This window comes from Methylobacterium sp. BTF04 (assembly GCF_010692745.1).
Classification (GTDB): Bacteria; Pseudomonadota; Alphaproteobacteria; order Rhizobiales; family Beijerinckiaceae; genus Methylobacterium.
This window is the reverse complement of sequence record NZ_JAAHTB010000037.1, coordinates 1-21,594: the sequence shown is the minus strand read 5'-3', so window position 1 is coordinate 21,594 and position 21,594 is coordinate 1. Positions and strand designations below refer to the sequence as shown.

20 protein-coding genes are annotated in these 21,594 nt (G+C 63.3%); 9 read left to right on the top strand and 11 right to left on the bottom strand.

Annotation, left to right across the window (positions count from 1 at the left end; genetic code table 11):
* From G3T14_RS18490 to G3T14_RS18460, 7 genes are all read left to right on the top strand, one after another.
* Nucleotides 1-1,176 (top strand): aminotransferase class V-fold PLP-dependent enzyme, encoded by a 1,176-nt coding sequence (locus tag G3T14_RS18490; protein ID WP_163644010.1) that lies wholly within the window; start codon nucleotides 1-3, stop codon nucleotides 1,174-1,176.
* Nucleotides 1,177-1,380: 204 nt separating this feature from the next.
* On the top strand, nucleotides 1,381-2,673 hold the full coding sequence (locus tag G3T14_RS18485) for an MFS transporter (RefSeq protein WP_163644009.1): 1,293 nt from the start codon (nucleotides 1,381-1,383) through the stop codon (nucleotides 2,671-2,673).
* A 159-nt stretch (nucleotides 2,674-2,832) separates the two neighbouring features.
* On the top strand, nucleotides 2,833-4,065 hold the full coding sequence (locus G3T14_RS18480) for a CoA transferase (RefSeq protein WP_163644008.1): 1,233 nt from the start codon (nucleotides 2,833-2,835) through the stop codon (nucleotides 4,063-4,065).
* A gap of 534 nt (nucleotides 4,066-4,599) precedes the next feature.
* A complete protein-coding gene (locus G3T14_RS18475) occupies nucleotides 4,600-5,133 on the top strand; it encodes a DUF2059 domain-containing protein (RefSeq protein WP_163644007.1) in 534 nt (177 codons plus the stop codon).
* Between the two features lie 325 nt (nucleotides 5,134-5,458).
* Nucleotides 5,459-5,818, top strand: coding sequence for a hypothetical protein (locus G3T14_RS18470; protein WP_163644006.1), 360 nt, complete (start codon nucleotides 5,459-5,461; stop codon nucleotides 5,816-5,818).
* 218 nt (nucleotides 5,819-6,036) lie between these two features.
* Nucleotides 6,037-6,291 (top strand): hypothetical protein, encoded by a 255-nt coding sequence (locus G3T14_RS18465; RefSeq protein ID WP_163644005.1) that lies wholly within the window; start codon nucleotides 6,037-6,039, stop codon nucleotides 6,289-6,291.
* A gap of 345 nt (nucleotides 6,292-6,636) precedes the next feature.
* Nucleotides 6,637-7,515, top strand: coding sequence for an SDR family oxidoreductase (locus tag G3T14_RS18460; RefSeq protein WP_163644004.1), 879 nt, complete (start codon nucleotides 6,637-6,639; stop codon nucleotides 7,513-7,515).
* Between the two features lie 191 nt (nucleotides 7,516-7,706).
* Here the strand turns inward: G3T14_RS18460 and G3T14_RS18455 are convergent, their stop codons facing one another.
* The 8 genes from G3T14_RS18455 to G3T14_RS18420 form a co-directional block, all read right to left on the bottom strand.
* Nucleotides 7,707-7,997, bottom strand: a complete 291-nt coding sequence (locus G3T14_RS18455; RefSeq protein ID WP_163644003.1) for a hypothetical protein — start codon at nucleotides 7,995-7,997, stop codon at nucleotides 7,707-7,709.
* 363 nt (nucleotides 7,998-8,360) lie between these two features.
* Nucleotides 8,361-8,624, bottom strand: a complete 264-nt coding sequence (locus tag G3T14_RS18450) for a hypothetical protein (protein ID WP_163644027.1) — start codon at nucleotides 8,622-8,624, stop codon at nucleotides 8,361-8,363.
* 179 nt (nucleotides 8,625-8,803) lie between these two features.
* A complete protein-coding gene (locus G3T14_RS18445; RefSeq protein WP_163644026.1) occupies nucleotides 8,804-10,177 on the bottom strand; it encodes a HAMP domain-containing sensor histidine kinase in 1,374 nt (457 codons plus the stop codon).
* A complete protein-coding gene (locus G3T14_RS18440; RefSeq protein WP_163644002.1) occupies nucleotides 10,177-10,908 on the bottom strand; it encodes a response regulator transcription factor in 732 nt (243 codons plus the stop codon). Before G3T14_RS18440 ends, G3T14_RS18445 begins: the two co-directional genes overlap by 1 nt.
* 124 nt (nucleotides 10,909-11,032) lie before the next feature.
* Nucleotides 11,033-12,178: an FAD-binding domain-containing protein gene (locus tag G3T14_RS18435; RefSeq protein WP_163644001.1), complete on the bottom strand. Its 1,146-nt coding sequence runs from the start codon at nucleotides 12,176-12,178 to the stop codon at nucleotides 11,033-11,035.
* Between the two features lie 241 nt (nucleotides 12,179-12,419).
* Complete coding sequence (locus G3T14_RS18430; RefSeq protein WP_163644000.1) at nucleotides 12,420-13,142, bottom strand: class I SAM-dependent methyltransferase; 723 nt, start codon at nucleotides 13,140-13,142, stop codon at nucleotides 12,420-12,422.
* A 1,020-nt stretch (nucleotides 13,143-14,162) separates the two neighbouring features.
* A complete protein-coding gene (locus G3T14_RS18425) occupies nucleotides 14,163-15,101 on the bottom strand; it encodes a pirin family protein (protein ID WP_163643999.1) in 939 nt (312 codons plus the stop codon).
* 289 nt (nucleotides 15,102-15,390) lie between these two features.
* Entirely contained in the window at nucleotides 15,391-16,065 is a 675-nt protein-coding gene (locus G3T14_RS18420; protein WP_163644025.1) for a YoaK family protein, read from the bottom strand.
* Between the two features lie 229 nt (nucleotides 16,066-16,294).
* Here G3T14_RS18420 and G3T14_RS18415 point away from each other — a divergent pair, with 229 nt between their 5' ends.
* Together G3T14_RS18415 and G3T14_RS18410 are read left to right on the top strand one after the other, a co-directional pair.
* A complete protein-coding gene (locus G3T14_RS18415; protein WP_163643998.1) occupies nucleotides 16,295-17,533 on the top strand; it encodes an adenylate/guanylate cyclase domain-containing protein in 1,239 nt (412 codons plus the stop codon).
* 70 nt (nucleotides 17,534-17,603) lie between these two features.
* Nucleotides 17,604-18,554: an IS1595 family transposase gene (locus G3T14_RS18410; protein ID WP_163643997.1), complete on the top strand. Its 951-nt coding sequence runs from the start codon at nucleotides 17,604-17,606 to the stop codon at nucleotides 18,552-18,554.
* A 42-nt stretch (nucleotides 18,555-18,596) separates the two neighbouring features.
* On the opposite strand, the gene G3T14_RS18405 is transcribed toward G3T14_RS18410, so the two are convergent.
* From G3T14_RS18405 to G3T14_RS18395, 3 genes are all read right to left on the bottom strand, one after another.
* Nucleotides 18,597-19,460, bottom strand: a complete 864-nt coding sequence (locus tag G3T14_RS18405; RefSeq protein ID WP_163643996.1) for a DNA adenine methylase — start codon at nucleotides 19,458-19,460, stop codon at nucleotides 18,597-18,599.
* 39 nt (nucleotides 19,461-19,499) lie between these two features.
* Nucleotides 19,500-20,981 carry a hypothetical protein gene (locus tag G3T14_RS18400; protein ID WP_163643995.1) on the bottom strand — a complete coding sequence of 494 codons (1,482 nt, stop codon included), beginning with the start codon at nucleotides 20,979-20,981 and terminating at the stop codon, nucleotides 19,500-19,502.
* 376 nt (nucleotides 20,982-21,357) lie between these two features.
* The coding region (locus G3T14_RS18395) for a putative phage abortive infection protein (protein ID WP_163643994.1) at nucleotides 21,358-21,594 on the bottom strand (237 nt) is incomplete at its 5' end.

Genomic DNA, 21,594 nt, shown 5'->3' with positions numbered 1-21,594 from the left:
ATGACGACACGGACCGGACGCCACTTCCTGCACATTCCGGGGCCGAGCCCGGTGCCCGAGCGCGTCCTGCGCGCCATGGACATGCCGGTGATCGACCATCGCGGGCCGGACTTCGCCACCCTCGGACGGGCCGTGCTGGAAGGATCGCAGGCGGTGTTCCAGACCCGCGCGCCGGTGATCCTCTATCCCGGTTCGGGCACCGGCGCCTGGGAGGCCGCCATCGTCAACACGCTCTCGGCCGGCGACCGGGTGCTGATGTTCGAGACCGGCCACTTCGCCACCCTGTGGCGCCAGATGGCGGCGCGCTGGGGCATCGCGGTCGAGTTCGTGCCGGGCGACTGGCGCCACGGCGTCGATCCGGCGGCGGTGGAGGCGATCCTGGCCGAGGATCGGTCCAAGTCGATCAAGGCCGTGATGGCGGTGCACAACGAGACCTCCACCGGCGCCACGAGCCGGATCGCCGAGATCCGCAAGGCGATCGACCGGGCCCATCACCCGGCCCTGTTCCTGGTCGACACCATCTCGGGCCTCGGCTCGGCCGAATACGCCCACGACGCCTGGGGCGTCGACGTCTCGGTGAGCTGCTCGCAGAAGGGCCTGATGCTGCCGCCGGGGCTCGGCCTCGTGGCGCTCTCGGACAAGGCGCTCGCCGCGACCAAGACCGCGACGCTGCCGCGCTCCTACTGGGACTGGCAGGAGATGCTGAAGCCGAATGCGGCCGGATACTTCCCCTACACGCCGGCCACCAACCTGCTCTACGGCTTGCGCGAGGCCATCGCCATGCTGATGGAGGAGGGCCTGCCGCAGGTCTTCGCCCGCCACCAGCGCCTCGCCGCCGCCACCCGCGCGGCCGTGGAGGCCTGGGGCCTCGAGATTCTGTGCCAGGAGCCGTCGGAGTATTCGCCGGTGCTCACCGCCGTGATGATGCCGGACGGCCATGACGCCGATGCCCTGCGCACCCTGATCCTCGACAAATTCGATCTCTCCCTCGGCACCGGGCTGGCCAAGCTCAGCGGCAAGGTCTTCCGCATCGGCCATCTCGGCGAGTGCAACGACCTGATGCTGATGGCGGCGCTGTCCGGCGTCGAGATGGGCCTCAAGGCCGCCGGCGTTCCCCACAAGAGCGGCGGCGTGCTCGCAGCCATGGATTCTCTGCGCTCCGGTCTCGACGATTGAGAGACGGACCGACGCGGTCCGACCAACGGAACCGTCCCGGACGACCGTACCAGGCCCCCTCGCCTTCCGAGAGAGGGAACCTGGCCCGCCCGTGCCCATCGCGGTCGACAGCCGGAACCGTATCAGACCAACCCGACGCGTGACCCCGTCAAAGCCCGGCGATCAGATCGGGCGGGGTGGCGCGTTCAACGCGAGGAAACCCCGATGACGCCTGCCAAGAGACGCGTGACCGCGTCGAACATGGTGCTGTTCCTGCTCTGCCTGATGTATTTCGTCACCTATCTCGACCGGGTGAACATCGCCACGGCGGGCGGCGAGATCATGAAGGATCTCGGGTTGTCGAACACCCAGTTCGGCTTGATCCTCTCCGCCTTCGCCTATCCGTACGCGATCTTCCAGGTCATCGGCGGGTCGATCGGTGACAAGTTCGGCGCCCGGCGCACGCTTCTGGTCTGCGGCCTGATCTGGGCCTCGGCGACGATCCTGACGGGATTCGTGGGCGGGATCGTCAGCCTGTTCCTCGCCCGCGTGCTGCTCGGCTTCGGCGAGGGCGCCACCTTCCCCACCGCCACGCGCGCCATGCAGAACTGGACGGCGCCCGGCAAGCGCGGCTTCGCGCAGGGCATCACCCACGCCTTCGCGCGCCTCGGCAACGCGGTGGCGCCGCCCATCGTCGCCGTCCTGATCTATCAGGTCGGCTGGCGCGTCGGCTTCGTCGTCCTCGGTGCGGCGAGCTTTCTCTGGGTGGTGGTCTGGTACCTCTATTTCCGCGACGACCCGAAGGATCATCCGAGCATCACGCCGGAGGAACTCGCGGTCCTGCCCGAGCCCCGCAAGGTCGGCGTCAAGCAGACCATCCCCTGGGGCCGCCTGACGATGCGCATGCTGCCGGTGACCCTGACCTATTTCTGCTACGGCTGGACCCTGTGGCTGTTCCTCGGCTGGCTGCCGAGCTTCTTCAAGCTCAACTATGGTCTCGATCTCAAGAACTCGGCTTTGTTCGCCTCCGGCGTGTTCTTCGCCGGCGTCGTCGGCGATACCTTGGGCGGCGTGTTCAGCGACCGGATCCTCAAGCGCACCGGAGACCTGAAGCGCGCCCGCCTCAGCGTCATCGTGGTCGGCTTCCTCGGCGCGGCGGCGAGCCTCGCCGGCGTATTCTTCACCAAGGACCTGACGCTGGTGGCCCTGCTGCTCAGCTCGGGTTTCTTCTTCGCCGAACTCGTCATCGGTCCGATCTGGTCGGTGCCGATGGACATCGCGCCGAAATATTCGGGCACGGCGGCGGGCCTGATGAACACCGGCTCGGCGGTGGCGGCCATCGTCTCACCCATCGTGTTCGGGCTCATCGTCGACACCACGGGAAGCTGGACCCTGCCCTTCGCCGGCTCCATCGGCCTCTGCCTGCTCGGCGCGGGCCTCGCCTTCACCATGCACCCGGAACGTCCGTTCGAGGAGGAGCCGGAGATGCCGGTCGGCCGGGTGGTCCCGGCGGAGTAGTCCACGCAAGTCACCGGATGTCCGCTGAGGCTGGAGCGCAGTCCCCTCTCCCCGCTTGCGGGGCGAGGGGATGCGCACGAGGCGTGGCGGGACGCCTCGGCCCACCTACGCGACCACCGTACCCGTTCGACTGCACAGCAAAACACAGGAACCGGCTCGATGGACGAACCCGTGCACGCGGACGCCGCGCCACCCCGCCCCCTCCCCTTGGCGGGGCTGCGCGTCCTCGACGTGACGCAGGTGATGGCGGGGCCGGTCTGCAGCATGCTGCTCGGCGACCTCGGGGCCGACGTCATCAAGATCGAGCCGCCGGGTACCGGCGACCAGACCCGGAGCGCCATGGGGTTCAAGATGAAGGGGCCCGACAGCATGGGCTTTCTCAACATGAACCGGAACAAGCGCAGCCTCGCGCTGAACCTGAAGAGCCCGGCCGGCCGCGACCTGCTGCTCGCCATGGCGGAGGGCGCCGACATCGTGGTGGAGAATTACCGCCCCGGCGTCATGGCCCGGCTCGGCCTCGGCTACGAGGCGATGCGGGCGCGCAATCGCGGATTGATCTACGCCAGCATCTCGGGCTTCGGCCAGACCGGCCCCTGGGCCAAGCGTCCGGGCTACGACCTGATGGCCCAGGCCATGTCGGGGGTGATGAGCGTCACCGGCCATCCCGGCGGACCGCCGGTGAAGGCCGGGGTGCCGGTGGCCGATATCGGCTGTGCGCTTTTCGCGGTCTATGGAATCCTCAGCGCGTATATCGGCCGGCAGAGCAGCGGCGAGGGCCAGTACATCGACGCCTCTCTGTTCGATTCGGCGCTGGCCTTCTCGATCTGGGATATCTCGGAATATTGGGGCACCGGCCAGGTGCCGGAGCCCCTCGGCACCGCCAACCGCATGAGCGCACCCTACCAGGCCGTGCGGGCGGCGGACGGCTATTTCGTCATGGGAGCGACGAACCAGAAGCTCTGGCGCCTGCTCTGCGACGTGCTCGGGCGCGAGGACTTGCTGGCGGATACCCGCTTCACCGCGATCGCGGACCGGCTCGCCAACCGTGCGGCGCTCATCGCCGAACTGGAAAAGAGCTTCGCGCAGAAGAACGCCGAGGAATGGGTCACTGATCTCCTCGCCGCCGGCATCCCGGCCGGCCGCATGAACACCTATCCGGAAGCCTTCGAGAGCGACCACGGCCGACATCGCGCCATGCGGATCGAGGTGCCGCACCCGATCGAGGGCAGCGTGCCGAATATCGGGTTTCCGGTGAAGCTCTCGGGAACGCCGGCACGGGCGCGTCGGCACGCCCCGCTGCTCGGCGAGCATTCCAATGAGATCCTCACCGAATTCGGGCTTTCGGCCGAGGCGATCGAGGGCTTGCGCAATGCCGGGGCCTTCGCCGCCTGACATTTGCAAACGACCGGATCGCGGCCCTCGCCAGCCGATGCGGTTTCGTGCGGGCCTTTGCCAAGACGAGCGCCAAGCCGTGACATCGGTCACGCGACCGAGCTGCGCGAGGCCCAGAGCCGCGCCCCGACCCTCTACGGCGAGATGTTCGGATTGCTGACGATTCTGCAGGCCGGCGGCGGTACCCACCCCAGCCGCCGCTTCGCTCGCCTCGATCCCGGAATCGTGGGCGGGCGCAGACCTCAGCCACGGACGCGTCACACCCGGCCTGCCGGCCTCTGCGCGCTATCACTGCCAGCTCAGCCGCATCCTCGCGGAGGGCTACGCGGCGCTGTTCAGCTAATCGGCGTGAGCGAAGCTCCGTCCGTATTTTTGGTGCTGCCGGGTATTCGAGGCCCGACTGGGAGAATTTCGCTGGCTCTTCTTAACCAACTCACCCACCGCGGGCACGCTGTGGTGGGCTTTTCTGATGGTGTGCCCTAGATCATCCGCGACAACACCGGAGGAATACCTTTGCTCAACCGACTTGGCAGAATGACACCGATCATCGTGGCCCTTGCCCTCTCCATCCCTCTTTCGTCCGGAGCGATGGCGCAACCTGCGGCGCCCGACGCCAAGACTGACGTATCGGCGACCACAGATCCGGCGACCCTGAAAGTCGCGCGCGAGGTCGTTGCTCAGATGCAGGGTGACCGCGCAACCACGCTGAATTCGATGGCCGCACCCATGGCTGCGATGATGCAGCAGATGGGCATCAAGGAGCCCGAACGCGCTCAGGTGATCGTTCGCGAAGCCGTTCTTCCGATGCTGTCGGATCATTACGACGCGCTGCTCGACATCCAGGCGCGCAGCTTCGCAAGCGTCCTCAGCAAGGACGACTTGCAGGCGATCGGAACGTTTTACGCGTCCGCGGCAGGCCGGCGCCTGGCGACCGCCCAGCCGCGTCTCGCTCAGGCTCAGATGACGGGCATGTCTCAGTGGATGCAGGGATTGATGCCCGAGATGCAGACGCGGGTCATGCAAGCTATCAAGGCACACGGATGGGCTCCGGGCGACAAGCCGAAGTAATCGGTCCGAAATCAGGCCCTCGACTGTCGTCCGAAATCATCGTCCGCATCGCCGTCGCGGGCCCTCGACATCGTGGCGCGCCCTGCGCCTCTCACCCGCTCGGCTCTGCTGGGCGGGACTTTTTTTATGTCCTGTCTCGCATCGACGGAGATCCCGTCATGCTGAAGGACCCTCCCGACCCACGAATCGGGACAATCAACCGCATCACCTGATGTCGAATGCGTCATCGACGCCCAGGAACTCTCACGCGACACCCGCGCTTCTTTCGCACTGTCGATAAAGTGCGTCGCCCTATTGGCTGGCCGCACTTCAGGGGAAATTGTTCATGCGGATTAGCCTCGTATTACCGGCTGCCCTCGTCATGCTGGGAGCCGTCGGGCCGGCCTTCGCCTCGAGCTGTGGCGAACAGATCGCCACGATCGAACGGCGCCTCGACAGCACGGGCGCTGAAAAGGTGACGGGTATAGAACCGGCGGGCGGCGCCACCTCGTCGAACTCTCCCAAGGCCCTCGACAAAACCCCGAACGTGAAGCCCACCGATCCCACCACCACCGCGACCGCTGGCGGAATCTCCGAGGCGCGCGACCTGATCAAGACAGCCCGCGCGCAGGACAAGGCCGGCGATGAGACGGGGTGCAACGATACGATGACGAAGGTGAAGCAGAAGGCTGGTGCGCTGCCATAGCGCTCCCGGGCGCCACCCCGAGAACGAGGGGCGTATCGCCCCGGTCTCAGGGCGGCGCCCGGCTTTTCCCCCGCCCGATTGCGGCCGCGGCCGGTCGAGCGTGCGGGTTTGCCCTCGGATGCGACACCGCAACCGAGCAACCGGAGCGGGTCGGTTTTGCTTATCAGCCACGATCACCGGGCGGTCCTCACCCGTTTCGACTGGAAACGCATAGTCCCATGAAGACGTTCATCCTCGCTGGTGCCGCCGTCCTTCTCGCCGTGCCGGCTTTCGCGCAGGCCCCGGCGGCAGCGCCGCATCAGCCCGGCACCACCGGCACCACCATCGTGCGCGAGCCGAACAGCACCGGTAACGACCGCGACGTCGTGATCTCGCGTGGCGCGACCGGCGCGGACACGGCCACGACCGACTCCGCTGCTGGCGGAAACGCCAGCCGGCCCGAGCAGGCGGTCCCGAACAGCAGCAGCCGCTGAAGGTTCGCTCTGCGCGACGAACACGAACCCGCCCGGCCGCCGTCATGGCGCGCCGGGTTTTTTTGAGCCCGTCGCCGGTAAATGTCTGTCCGGATATTTGGGCCCATTGGCGCGCTGACCCCGACTTGTCCCACCGGGCCACACGTGCCGACGCAGCCCGGTGATGGGGGATGGAGGCTCGGCGGGGCCGGAAGCGGGTCGGCCTCGTCCCCTGTCCGACTGACAACCGTTCCGATCTCAGCCCGCGACAGGATCGGAGTGCAGCGCGCGCCGGTGGTCATCCATTCTGTCGCAGCGACGAACCGCTGTCTGTCACGTTAGCCGAGGCCCCTCGAAGGACAGACGATGACCTCAGACCCGCGCTCCGCCGGCCCGCGCCCGCCATTCCCTGGAAATCAGCAGCAGGAACGGCCCGGGCTGACCTCGAAAATGACGCCGGCACCGGATCACGGCGAGGACAGCTACGTCGGCAAGGGTCTGCTCACGGACAAGGTCGCCCTGATCACCGGTGGAGACAGCGGAATTGGTCGGGCAGTGGCCATTGCGTATGCCCGGGAGGGCGCCGACGTCGCGATTTCCTATCTTCCCGTCGAGCAATCCGATGCCGAGACGACGGCCCATTGGATCGAAAAAGCCGGACGCCGTGCTTTGCTCCTGCCGGGCGATCTTCGGGACGAGGGCCATTGCCGCGATCTGGTTGCCAAGACCGTTCAGGCTTTCGGCGGGATCGACATCCTGGTGAACAACGCCGCCGCGCAAACCGTCAACGACGCTCTCGATGACGTGACGGCCGAGGATCTGGAGGGGTCGTTCCGCGCCAACGTCTTCGCGATGTATTACCTGTGCCAAGCGGCCGTGCCGCACATGAAGCCAGGCTCGGCCATCGTGAACTCGACGAGCCAGCAGGCCAAGATCGCCGACAAGACGATGCTGATCTACGCCGCTACGAAAGGCGCCATCGCCAGCCTGACCATCGGACTGTCGAATCTGCTCGCGCCGAAAGGCATTCGTGTGAACTGCGTGGCGCCCGGGCCGATCTGGACCCCGATCCAGCCGATCGTGAAAAGTCCGGATCAGATCGAAACGCTCGGGGCGGACACTCCGCTCGGTCGCGCCGGGCAGCCGGCGGAGCTCGCACCGGCCTATGTGCTTCTGGCCTCGCGCGAAGGCAGCTACATGTCCGGTGCACTGGTGCCGGTGACCGGTGGCACCCCTATGTATTAGGAACGCGAAGGGTAACGTTCCATCGTTGTGCTGAGGCGTTGGTCCCTAGACTTGGATCATCTCGTTTCGACGGTCTCTTAGATTTTCTCGCCAAACAAAAAGCCCCGCAGCACTGTTGCTGCGGGGCCGAAAAGACGCTCTTTTTTGGGCAGACGAGTCGCTAAGACTGAGGTCGCCTGACTGCCGGTCGATTACTTTCCGCTCGGCGCCGCGCCGCTGCCCGTCGTCGCGTTGCCGGCTCCTGCGCCGCTGCTCTTCGGCATGGCAGCGGAGCCCATGGAAGAGCCGGTCGCGGGCGCCATGGTGCTACCGGTCGCTGACCCGGTGGTGCGTTCCATGCTCTTCTCGCTGTCGCTCTTGACGCTGCCGGGATTGTTCATGTTGCCAGTTGCACTGCCGCCACCGGCCGGGGCTTGTGCAAAGGCGGAGCCCGAAACAGTAAGGGCAAGAGAAGACATGAGAACGAGTGCCGTGAGACGCATCGGGTTTCCTCCATATTTTTAATTCTTAGTGCAAACGCCGCTGAGTCGCCTTTCGTTCAATTTAAAATCTGGTTCTCGACCAGGGGATCATCTTTCCGCGCTGACGGCTGGTGCAGGCCGTCGATCGCTGTAGACGGCGGCACACGGCCCTCTGTTTCTCGCGATCGGCCCCGTTACCGGCCGTAACGCGACACCGGCCGTCGCGTCGAAAACTGACCTGATGCGGCCGGATGAGACTCCGCGGGCCTCGATCGGCGAGCGCGACGCCGCGCCGATAGCGGTGATGGGCGAGCCGACCAGACGGGTCCGGCGAGGCGGTCCCTCGCCGGCGCCCTCAATTCGTATCGGACCGTGCGAACGCAGTCAGTTCGGCCAGCAGCGGCGCCCATAGCGGCCGATGTGGAATCCCGGCGGGCACGAGGCTCCGCGGACATAGCCGCCCCACTGGCCGCCGGTCCGGCAGCCGCCATAGGGACCACGGTGGCGATAGGGACCGCAGCCGCCGTAGACCTGGATGATCTGGGCGCCGTCAAACCCGGTGGACACGGCATTCTGGATGAGCGGCACCGCCGAGGCCGGGACCGCGAGGGCCAGCAGGACAGCGACCGGGGCGAGGATTTTCAGCATCGATGAACTCCACTTGCTCATGTGAGCGGGACCTGGGGTGAATTCCCGGTGTCCCGCCGTCCCGGCCAGATCGCCGCGACGGATGAGGGGAGGTTCGTCCATGGCTCCTTCCCGGATGTGACGGGCCGATGCCTCTGGGTAACGTTGTGTAACCGGTGCCCGCGCTCCGGCCTCCGCCGTCAGGAGATCGCGGGCAGCGTCACGACGAGCCGCGCGCCCCCGAGCGAGGCCGCTTCGGCCACCACCGACCCGCCATGCGCCTCCGCGATCTGCCGGGCGATGGCGAGCCCGAGACCGGTGCCGCCGGTCTGCCGGTTTCGCGACCCCTCGATCCGATAATAGGGGCTGAACACCGCCGAGCGCTCCGATGCCGGGATACCCGGACCGTCGTCCTCGACGACGACCTGACAGACCGTGCCGGCCCGTCGGACCGCGACGAGGATCGAGGATTGTCCGAACTTGACGGCGTTCTCGATGAGATTGGCGACGACCCGACGCAAGGCGACCGCATCGCCGGCGACGACGGCGTCCTCCACGTCCTCGCCGCTCAGGCTGATGGGCGTCCCCTGTGCTGCGTGCTCGGCGACCTCGACGGCCACGAGATCGGCGATGTCCACCGCCCTGCGGCCCACCTCCACCGCAGTGCCGCGGGCGAAGCTGAGCGAGGTCTCGATCAGCGCGGTCATCCCGTCGAGATCCGCGATCAGCCGGCCCCGCCGTTCGGGCTCCGACACCCCCTCGGCCCGCAGGCGCAGGCGCGTCAGGAAGGTCTTGAGATCGTGCGAGATGGCCCCGATCAGCAGCGAGCGCTCGCCGATAAGGCCGGCGATCCGCTCCTGCATGGCCTGGACCGCGCGGGACAGCCGGCGGATCTCAGGCGCCCCGTGCGTGGTGACCACCGCCTCGGGCGCACGGCCGTCGAAGCGGGACACCGCTTCGGTCAGGCGTCGCAACGGGATGAGTTCGTGGCGTGTCCCGACCAGGACGAGGCCGGCGACGGCGGCGCCGAGGACGGCCACCCACAGGCTCAGCGGCTGGCCGAGCAACCAGGGCATCAACGAACGGTGATGCGCGAAGGCCGAGACGATCAAGGTCCGACCGTCGGGGAGATCGTAGGTGGCCGTTGCCAACCGGCCCAGGGGCCAATGGGTGTCGCTCTGCTCGACCTCCGCCGGATCGACGCCGCGACGCAGCATGTCGGAATCGGTGAACGCCCGTATCCGACCGTCCGAATCCCCCACCATGCGATGCAGACGCGCTTCGAGGCGCGGCTCGCGGATCAAACCGCTCTCGAGAAGCGGCGCGTCGGTGATCTCCGCCTTCAGCGCCTCACCGCTCACCGCCCTGAGGATGGCCGTGCGTTGCCCGGCATCCGCATCCCGCAGCAGCGTCATGATGCCGGCGGTCTGCTCGAGGCGCGGGAAGCGGGTGGCGTAGGGGGAATGCTCCTGCCGCCGCTGCCACCTGTCCAGGGCGACGGTGGCCAGCACCAGGACCGAGAGCGCGCCGAGCAGCAGCAGCATGATGCGGCCGAGCAGGCCCACACGGGCCATCACGACCCGGATTTCACCGGCGCGGCCAGGATGTAGCCGGCGTTTCGCACGGTCTTGAGCAACGCCGCCGCGGTGCTGCCCGACGCGTCGAGCTTGTGCCGTAGCCGGCTCACCTGGACGTCGATGGTGCGGTCGAAGGCATCCGCCGTCCGGCCCCGCGTCCAATCGAGAAGCTGGTCGCGCGAGAGCACCCGCTGCGGCCGGGTGACGAAGCAGTGCAGCAGGTCGTACTCGGCGCTGGTGAGCGCGATCTCGGCGGCGGGTGCCCCGGTGGTGACACTGCGCGCCGCGAGGTCGACGACGAGGTCGGCCACCGTGAGTTTTTCCGGGTCGGAATCGGCCGCTCGGGCCCCGTTCCCATCCGAGCGGCGCAGGACGGCGCGGATGCGGGCGAGCAGCACGCGGGGGTTGAACGGCTTCGAGACGTAGTCGTCCGCCCCCATCTCCAGGCCGAGCACCCGGTCGATGTCCTCGTCCTTGGCGGTCAGCATGACGATGAGCGGACCGCCGGCCTCGCGCAGGCGCCGGCAGATCGACAGACCGTCCTCGCCCTGGAGCATCCAGTCGAGGACGATCAGGTCCGGCGCCGGTCCTGCCTTGAGGAGACGGTCGAGCCCAGCGCCGCCATCGAGGCCCACCACGCGAAATCCTTCGCCCTCCAGGTAGCTGGCGAGCTGGCTGCGGATGTCGCTGTCATCCTCGACGATGACGATGGTCGGACCGTCGTTCATGCCCCGAGCATACGGAGACCGAACCACTCGGCAACGCGAAAGACGCCGTTGTTACGAAACGTTACATCGGCGGAAATGTCCGCCGCACGGGGGGATTCCTCGGACAACGCGAGGCATGACGCCGTCATGCGGTGTCTGAACATTGCTCCACCAGCCGCGGAATCGCCGATTTCACCTTGAAGAAGCCGCGGGTCGATAGCCGCCACGTCGCCTCGTCCCAACGGCGGCGAATCCGGATGCACTCGGATGGCAGGGTTTCGGCGGACGGGCCGACCGGCGCCCATGCGGTGACGACGGGACGATCGCCCGACCAGCCGGGGGCGACGATCCGCGCGTCGCAGCCGAAATGCGCCGCCGCCCTGTCCAACCCATCCGACATCGCCGCCGCATCCGCCGCCCTGACGCGATCCGATGCACCGGGCGCGTGGGACATTAGCCCGCCGATGCGGACGACCTTCGCGGGGCCCAGGGGCAGACTTTCCGGATGGAGGTCGTCGAGATGCAGCAGCAACGCGACCGCGCCATCCGGCGGCGAGGCGGCCGGCGCCAGCGCAACCTCCCGCGGCGGCATCGGCTCGTCCAGCGGGTCGGGGTATTCGTCGAGCCCGGCTGGATCGAAGCGTCCATCGGTGTAGCGACGGATGTTCTCGGCGCGGGCGACGTAGTGCTTGCCACGGGTATGGAGCCCGCCCACCCAGCGCCAGGACAGGGTGTTGCTCGCCGGATCCCCATCGAGGAGATGGCGCAGGAAGAAATCCGCGCCGAGCTCCCAGGGCAGCCGCAGGGTGAAGATCCAGATCGAAGCGAACCACATCCGGGCATGGTTGTGGAGCCACCCGATCCCGACGAGTTCCCGGGCCCAATCGTCGAAGCCGTCGATGCCGGTCCGGCCTTCGGTCGCCGCTTGGTAGATCCGGCGCAATCCGGGTTCCGCCGCGATCCGCTCCTGAGCCGCGGCGAGGCCCGACAGGTACCCGGACCAGGCCTCGGGGTGGGTTTCGAGGTGCCCCTTGAAGTAGGTCCGCCAGAACACCTCGCTCACGAATTTGTCGGCACCGTCCGGGCCATGGGCGGCGATGGCTGCCGCCACGACCTCGGCCTCCGTGACCAGCCTGCGTCGCAGATAAGGCGACAGCGCCGACGTCGTCGCCCGCCCGCCGGGCCCGCGATCGGTGTTGCGCGATCCGGCATAGTCGGAACCGGCTCCGGTGAGGAAGTCGGACAGGCGTTCGAGCCCGGCGTCGCGGGTCAGGGGAAAGGTGCGATCCATTCCAGGAACCTAGGGCGACGGCGATGGCCGACACGTGCGACCCATCTCCCGGGGCGGCCGCGAAACGCAGGACCACGAACACCCCTTCACACCAGTTTCCGAAAGCCGGAAGCCGGTGAGGGATGGAACGGGGCTCGCCCGATCGCGCATCGGCGGTCGGGCGCTTCAAAGTTCTCAACGCCGAAATGAAAACATCTCGGGTTGGGCTGTTTGCGTTGCCTGTGCGACCTGCGCGATCGGCCTACGGGTGAACCCAGCCCTCGAAACTCTGCCGGACTTGGACGTCGGGCACGGTGATACGCCGCATCAGAGCCTCGTTGGCAAACACCCATTTCCTTGCGCTGACGAGAACTTGGACGCCCAGCTCGCGGGCACATGCGTGAACGGTATCGGCCAACGGCTCATATTGGTAATCGTCGCCGAACATTACGCCGGTCTCGCTGAGCCGTGGGTAATATCGCATGATGTCGTTCCGCACCGAGACCGGGTCGTGACCGGCATCGACGAAGATCAAGTCGGCTTTGAAATCCGTTAGACGCAGGATCTCCGAGGCGGCGTAGCTGTCGGATGTCAGCGGGAAAATCTTACCGGCATTGCCGCGCGCCAAGGTGTTTCCAAGGAAACGCTCCAGTATGGTGGGGCGGCCGAGTTCACGATGAAGGGTCTCGAGACCACCCGGTAAAACCCAATGTTCGGGGCCACCCAAGAAGGTATCGATACAGACTACACGCGCATCGATGTTGTTTTTCTTGCACAGATCCATCATGTAATTCGCGGAATGCCCTTTCCACGAACCGATTTCGACGATCTCTTGAGGCCGCATGGTTCTGATGAGAAATTCGAAGATATGCTCATCGCCGAACATCGAATGATCTTCTTCGACGAAACGGGATCGATCGAGGCTGGACCAGAAATCGCCCGGGAAAAATTGGTCGAAAAAGGCTTTATTTGTTTGGCTTGACATGTCGGCTTCCTCGCCACGTCGGCGTTTCTTTGACCATAGGGGAATCCACTTCACGGACGGAAGATCGGCACGTCCGAACGGACCAATCCCTTCTGGAGTTTGCTGTCGTTCTTCATATGAAGGCGGTACCTCGAACCTCTTCAGGGTGACGCTTCGATGGAATCCCGCGCCTCGGGCATCATCCACCGTCAACGTAGGCCACGCGTCATCGCCTCCGTCTCGCGTCCGCGACTAGACCGGTGACGGTTCCCACGTCACACGCGTCAGCGGCCGTCTCGCGGTCGAGCCTATCGCAGGATCTGCCGTACCATTTCGGCTACCTTCTCAGGTCCGTTGCGCTAACATGGCTTCTCTCGCAATATCAAGTCTACAAAGATAATTTAAGATCGAATAGGAGGCGAAATTTTCTCTTAATGTGATTTTAATTCGAACAATAATTGTATACGATTCAATAGTGGTCGTGCCGTTATTCGGTATTGCGAGCGGTATCAGATCGGCTGAATATTTTCATTATAGATAATCAGCATAAGTATCAGATATAGTAAATATATCAGTTATTTATGTCTAATTAATCTTCATCTTGAAACACTATAAATTGGTTGTCCGATAAAATTCGATAGGCTGACATTCAGGACGTTGCCCCTATCGTAAACCATCCCGATAGGTTCCGCATCTTAGGATTTACAATAAAACTACTAATAGATACAGCGGCGACTATCTGTATTAAAAGTAATGAAATCGGCACGAACTGTGATAGTCTGTCTGTCTTGCAAATCTTGGACGGTATGAGTTCAGGGTTGCTTGTGGAGGGATTGCCGGAACTTCGCTCCGAGATTGTTGGCCCTGTCGGCTGAGGTCGCAGGCCGGAAGCCCCGTTTCGCAGCCATGAACCACCGATCCGGGGGAAAACCCTGCGGATCGCGTTCAGCACCAGAGCCGCTCATGTCTGCCGCCGTCCGAGGCGCGATCACCGCCCCTCCCCAGAATGGCAAATCCACGCCACGTGTCGCCCGGGTCCGATCAGGGATATCGGACAGGCGCGGGACTATCCGGCAGCGGGATGAATTCGGACTCCCCCGGGACCGTGTCGAACCGCGCTTGGCGCCAGTCTTCCTTGGCCTGCTCGATGCGATCGAGGCGCGAGGAGACGAAGTTCCACCACAGATGGCGCGGACCCTCCATCGGCTCGCCGCCGAGGACCATGAACCGGGCCGGTTCGATCGCCCGCACGCTGATCTGGTCCCCCGGGCGCAAGACCAGGAGCTGGCCCGGGCCGAATCCGTCCCCGGCGATGTCGATCGCTCCGGAGACCGTGTAGATGGCCCGCTCGTCGTAGGTCGGGTCGATGGGCAGGACGGCGCCCGCTTCCAACGTCACGTCCGCGTAGACCATCGGGCTCGAGGTTCGCACCGGCGATCGCGCGCCGAAGGCCTCCCCGGCGATGAGGCGGACGATCTTGCCTTCGCCCGTGAGGATCGGCAGCGCCGAGGCTTCGTAATGCTCGAAGGCGGGTGCGCTTTCCTCGTCCTGCGCGCTCAGGGCGACCCAGCTCTGGATGCCGAACAGCGTCGAGCCGGTCTGTCTCAGCCCCGCTCCGGTGCGTTCCGAATGGGTGATGCCGCGCCCGGCGGTCATCCAGTTCAGTTCGCCCGGACGGATCGGCAACGCGGTGCCGAGGCTGTCCCGGTGCATGATCTCCCCGTCGAACAGGTAGGTGACGGTGGACAATCCGATATGCGGATGCGGTCGCACATCCATGCCCTGGCCGAGCAGGAACTCGGACGGCCCCATCTGGTCGAAGAAGATGAACGGACCCACCATCCGGCACGCGGTGGAGGGCAGCGCGCGCCGTACGGCGAAGGAGCCGAGGTCGCGCGAGCGCGGCACGATCAGGGTCTTGATCGCGTCGCAGCTGAAGTGATGGCCCGGGATCGGGTCTTCGGCACCGTGCCAGCTCATCCTGTGATCTCCGTCTCGCTGCGGGGGTCGGGGTCAGCGTGTTTCGCGAGGTAAGCGATGGCTCGGCGCACGGACCGGCGGAGGTCGCCAGCAATCCGCCGGGCGCGTGCACCGGTGGGGTTCATCGCAGGACGTGACCTCGCCGGCTGTCCTTCTCGGACGACGGGATGCCGACCATGCTGGTCGGCGAGACCGCGAAAAGATCACGCTTTTCGGTTCGAGGAAACCGAAATGCCGCAGAGTGCGGATGACGCTGACGATGCTCACCGGGGTGGAGAGCAGGATCGGCTCAGGCCTTGGCGCGGCCGGCCGGCTCCTCCCCGAGTGTCCCGGCGAGGATCACGGCCGGTGCCAGCAGCAGCGCCGCCGCACCCGCGAGGTAGAACAGGAGAGCCGCCAGGGCGCAGCCGAGCGCGAAGGTGGCCACCGCCACCGACATTGTGCGGATGCGTGCCCGCGCGGGGTGGCCGGGCGGCAGCCCGTGCACGAGGTCGGCGAGATCGATCATGATCTGCGTGGTGGTGCCGGTCATGATGGTCGAGGGCGGGGCATCGGACAGATGGGTGCGGTGCGCCGCGTTCTGCACCGCCATCGCCACGACGAGGACCATCCCGGTGACCAGCGCTTCCCAGCGGTCGCCGTCGGCGAACGGACCGAAGGCGATGGCCAGGACCGCACCGACCGACAGGGTGAAGAACTGGACCGAGAGCAGCACCCGCAGGACCGGATGCCCCTTGCGTTCGAGGACCTGGCTGCCGAGGCGGGTGAGGATGACGGTGACGCAGAACACCGGCAGGGCCAGGAGCTTGGCCCAGGCGCCCGAGGCTCCGTGCACCAAAGCCGCCCCGAAGGTCACGAAATTGCCGGTGACGTGCGTGGTGAACAGCCCCTGGAGGGCGAGGAAGCCGACCGTATCGACGTAGCCGCCGACAAAGCTCAGGATCAGCGCCAGCGGAAATTTCATGAGCATGTCGCGGTCTTGCCTGTCGAAGGTCGAGGGGTGCCGAACCGCCACTCCCCCAGCAGAGCGAAGCGCGGTGCCGAGAGACGGGTCACTGGCGCCGCCGCGCAGCGCCGCAGATTCGGCCTCTCGGTCCGGCGGATGTCTTGCCTTAAAGCGCGATCGACGGCCACACTCGGAGGAGGATCGTCCCGCCCTCGAACCGGACGGAGACAGGGAACCACGCGTGGCCATGAGCATCCCTCCGCCGCAAGATGGACCGCGCCCGACCGCGCGCGCGCAGCAGCGTGCCGAAATCCTCGACTGGCTGCTGCGCGGCACCCTCGACATGCGCTACCTCGACGACATCTTCGTCGAATTCTGCCGGCGTGTGGCGGAGGCGGGCGTGCCCGTGGCGCGGGCGACGGTGTACCTGCGCACGCACCATCCCCTGTGGCTGGGGACCCGCATCCTGTGGCGAACCGGGCTGAAGGAGGCCGAAACCACCAATTTCGACTACGGCATCGTCGATACGAGCCAGTTCAAGCACAGCCCGGCGGCCGAGATCCATGCGGGCGCGGACGAGGTCCGCCAGCGCCTCGATGAGGCGGATCATCAGGGGAACGGCCATGCGCTCTACGACGAATTGCGCGGCGAAGGTCTGACGGACTACGTCGCCTGGCCGCTGCTCTTCACGCTCGGCAAGCGCCACATCGTGACCTTCGCGGCGGACCGGGCCGGCGGCTTTGCCGAGGACGAGTTGGCGATGCTGGCGGCGTTGGTGCCGGCCCTGGCGGTGGTTTCGGAGGTCCGGCACAAGAACCGTCTGACCCGGCTGCTCCTCGACACCTATGTGGGACCGCATGCGAGCGAATTGATCCTCAACGGTGCGACCCGGCGCGGCAGCGGCGTGACGGTGGAGGCGGCCATTCTGGTGATCGACCTCAGGGGCTTCACCGAGATCTCCGAACTCTGGCCGCGCGACGACGTCATCGCTCTGCTGAACGATTACTTCGACGCCATCTCGCTGCCGATCGAGCGGCACGGTGGCGAGATTCTCAAGTTCATGGGCGACGGCCTGCTGGCGATCTTCCATCTCGACACGCCGGCCGCCTGCACGGCCGCGCAAGCCGCGGCCTGGGAGGCCCATGCGGCCATGCTGGCCTTCAACGAACAGCGGTCCGCCGCCGGGTTGCGCAGGCTGGGCTACGGCATCGGCGTGAATGTCGGCGCCGTGATGTACGGCAATATCGGCTCGCGCACGCGTCTCGATTTCACGATCATCGGTCCCGCGGTCAATGTCGCGGCGCGCCTGGAAAGCCTGACGAAGGTGCTCGACGTCACCGTGTTGTTCTCGGGTGCCTTCGTCGCCCGATCGCAGGACGGGCATCGCCTGGCCCGTCTCGGAACGTTCCCGCTCAGGGGGGTCGGCGATCCCCTGGAGGTCTACGGTTTTCCCAGTGAGGTCGCGGATTCCAGCACGGACGCGTGAAACGAAGGGCGATTATATCCTTTACACACCACGCGACTTAAGGTAGGGTTTGGGCATCGGAGCCCTACCCATGTCCAGCCTTTCCACCGCCCACCTGCACTGCGAAGACGCCGCCTTCGCCTACCTTGAGGCGAAGCTCTGGCCGAACGGTCCGGTGTGCCCGCACTGCGGCTCCTTGAACGCGAAGCACTACGATCTGTCCAAGACCCGCCGTGGCCTCCGCAAGTGCGCTGAGAAGCAGTGCCGCAAGCAGTTCACGTTGAAAGTCGGGACGGTCTTCGAGAGCGCCCATATCCCGCTCCACAAGGTGCTTCAGGCCGTCTACCTCCTGTGCGCCTCTAAGAAGGGTGTAAGCAGCCACCAGATCCATCGGGCGCTCGGCATCACCTACAAGAGCGCGTGGTTCCTAACGCACCGCATTCGCGAAGCTATCCGCGACGGCGCTCTCGCCCCCATGGGCGGTATCGACGGTATGCCCGGCGCTGGCGGCATCGTGGAGGCTGACGAGACCTTCATCGGTCGCGAGCCTGGCGTTCCGAAGAAGCGCGCCTACCATCATAAGATGAAAGTGCTGTCCCTGCTTGATCGCGACGCCGGCAAGGTTCGCTCCGTCGTAGTAGACGACATCCGTCCCGAGACCCTTCGCCCGATTATCGAGGCGAACATCCTCAAGGAAGCCAGCCTCTTCACCGACGAGTCCAGCATCTACACGAAGGTCGGGACCACATTCGCTGACCACCAGATGACCACCCACTCCACCAAGGAGTACGTGCGCGGCATCGTCCACACGAACACCGTCGAGGGCTACTTCTCCGTCTTCAAGCGCGGTATGAAGGGCGTCTACCAACACTGCGGCAAGCAGCACCTTCACCGCTATCTCGCCGAGTTTGATTTCCGGTACAACAACCGAGTGAAGCTTGGCGTGAACGATACTGAGCGAGCGGATCGGGCACTTCGAGGCATCATTGGGAAGCGGCTTACTTATCAAAAAATTGGTACTGGCGGCGAAATTCTACAATAATAGAAATCATAAAAAGCGACTGGATTAGGAAGGTATAAATATTCAAGCCGCAATGCCTCGTGAAGGCTCTATTACGGCTGGTATTTTAAGTTCGTCACTATAGACCATGACTTCTTTGCCAGCGTGCTTTTTGCCTGCAGTATACCAAATTCCAAAAGTTGTTTGCCGTTTGTTAGCATAGAAATTTCTAATAGGCTCCACATTGTCATACGACACGATCCACGGCAGGCGCAGTTCCTTTTGGACAATGTTGGCGATGCTGGCGTGATCATCATGGCTATAATGGTCTTCGTAGAGGCCCTTGCCTTTGATGTAATAAGGTGGGTCCAAATATACCAAAGTTTCTTTTGGAAGGCTTGGCAAGACATTGCGAATGAGAACGGCGGCATCGAGATTGTATAAGCTAATGCGGGAGCTATAGCTTGCAATTTTCTGAACTCGCGCAATTAGCTCCTTTGCATTGTAGCGTGCATCGAGCTTCCAATCCCCCAGCTGACTTTTCCCACCGATTACGCCACCTTTTATTATCCCAGATCGGTTAGTTCTATTCAAAAAGAAAGTCGAAAAACCAAGCTCGATACTATTTGCCGCCGAATCGAACTGTAAGGATCTTTGTCGGTACCACTCATCCATGCTCAAAGGAGTATCGCGGATCAACCGGCATAAATCCTCCGGATTTCTGAGAACTGCATCCCAAAAAGCGTAAACGGATTTATTGATATCATTTAAGTGAATATGACTAGCATATTCGAGATACAGCAGTGTTATCGCAATACCGGCACCTCCGGCATACGGCTCGACGTACTCACAGCCAGAAAGACCATTCTCGTCGATAAGGTCGGCGACAAACTGTGTCAGCCTACCCTTCCCACCGGGGTAGCGCAGCGGAGAAGTGAACTGTTCCATATCGCACTGTAGCTCATTCAGAATGCGTTGGCCATCGCGTCAATCCGGCTCGTTCAGCGCGGTGTGGAGCGCTCGAAGGTAGGCCTCCCACCCATCCCAACTTGCTTTCACAGTCGTTTCTTCCGGTAGAACGTGATGGTTGTGAAAATAACTATGAAGTGTCTTGATTGAAAAATGACCAATGTAATCTGGCTTTATAGCCGATTTAGCTTGAACAAAGATCGGAGATTTGCCGGACGGATCAATTGAGTGAATTACAGCTGATATTTTCTCAGACAGCTTTACCTTGTAGTCGCTCCATTCGGTGACACTCTTATTCTTCAAATTCGGAGGGATAGGGACTTTCTTTACTTCAAGATAAACCTCACTGCTCAACTCTATGAACACTCTCACGAGAAATGCAGCAGCATTCTCATTGTTTTTGACAATAATCTTTCTGCATTCATTGTATAAAGGCCCCAGCCTAATTCCTCGAACAGGCAATAGTCTTGGGCCACCTTGCGGCGCTAATGTCTTTCTACTTGCGTCAGTAGCTTGTCGCCGAGTCGGCGATGGATTCGATCGCTGCACGGGGCGAAGAGATTCATCCGAGCTTGCCTCAATTTGCGCGTCCGTTTGCTCGTCCACTGATGGTGAGTTTTGGGGTTCTGCCGTTCGCGAAGTAGGCGCCGAGGAATAACCCCATTTTGGAGCGCCAGGCGCGGCTTTTACATTAAATTCAGAAAACTTATCTATAAAATCTTTGCGGTCGTCTTTATCTTCTACCTGTATAAATTCGAACTCTGGATCCGCCATTGCGGACAGTATGCGCTGTAGTAATGCTTTGCCTGCCGTTTCGTCGCCATTCTCGAATGAAACAACGCTAGTTTTCGGATTGATATCTACGCCCAATGTTTCCTTGAACGGACCTGCATTCAAGACGCGGTCAACCGTGGTCCATCGACCATCCAAAGCCTCAAGTATTTCTGCCCATTGGTCGCTACGATCATCGCCAAAAAACTCAACGACGGCTAAGGAGCGAGGCGCGTCTAGGCCGATATCTCGATTGGCTCGACCTTTGGCCAATGGTTTCCAAGACGCGAGCCCAACACCTGAACCAGCAGTCATGTGTCGCCTGCGCTTCCAAGGTGTAACGTCTTCTCGGCTGTCAAAGAGACGGCCATCGACCTCTCTAATCGGGCTTTCAGCAAAAATTTTCGAAAGTTTACGGAATTGTTTTGACAGAGGTGTCCCGTCAGCGAGTGCTGGCGTTTCAAGTAATTTTAAAACTGTTATCCGGCGGTTTCCCTCTTCAACTATGTACTGCCCTCTTGTTCCTGCGGGTATGACCCAAATCGGCTCGCCGGGACTAATCCCACCCATTTGCATGATGTCTTTAGCTATACGAACTAATTTTGAACCCTGCTCATCAATCATAGCCCGAATAGCATCTCGTTGGGTGGCTTGTGGCCCCAAACGATAATTTTCCTGATCCAAGCGAAGTTGGTGCAACTTCAGCGTGACCCATTTACCCCTTGACATGAAGCTTCACCGCCTGACCTCGTTTGCGGCCAAGCTATCGAGTCGTTGTGAGGCCTGCAATCCAGTATGCTAGGTTGCAGATTGGCTGCCTGACAGTTTTGGCGATTTATAATGCCGTCGCGACATTTTTGCTGTCACAGGGCTATGCCGCTATGGTGCGAGCATCGAACGGAATTGGCCATTGTCCGTCACTACCCATACCAGTCCGAAGCCGCCCGGCAAGCTCGGCGCTGAGAAGCTGACGCCGGAGGAGCAACGCCGCCGGTTCGAGGAGTTGGCGCGCGAGGCTGGGTGTGATGAGCAGTCGGATGCTCGGTTTGAGGCGGCAGTAAAAGTCATTGGACGCAAGAGCCTCTCGCCTTCCTCCAAACCATAACTATTTATCGCGCCGTCCTTTAAATACGTATTCAGGATAGTGCTGTTCCAGTATCGTGCGCCGTGTTCCTGTTGAGTATTTAAGCAAGCGAAATTCTATAATAAGATCATCGAAATCGTTTGATACCTTTGACATTCCATTTAAGCCGACTAGAGCGATTTCGTAACGTGACAGCTGACTTCGCTGAGCATCTATCAGTTTGAACCCTTGTCGTTGACGGCCTGACTCCGCCTGTGA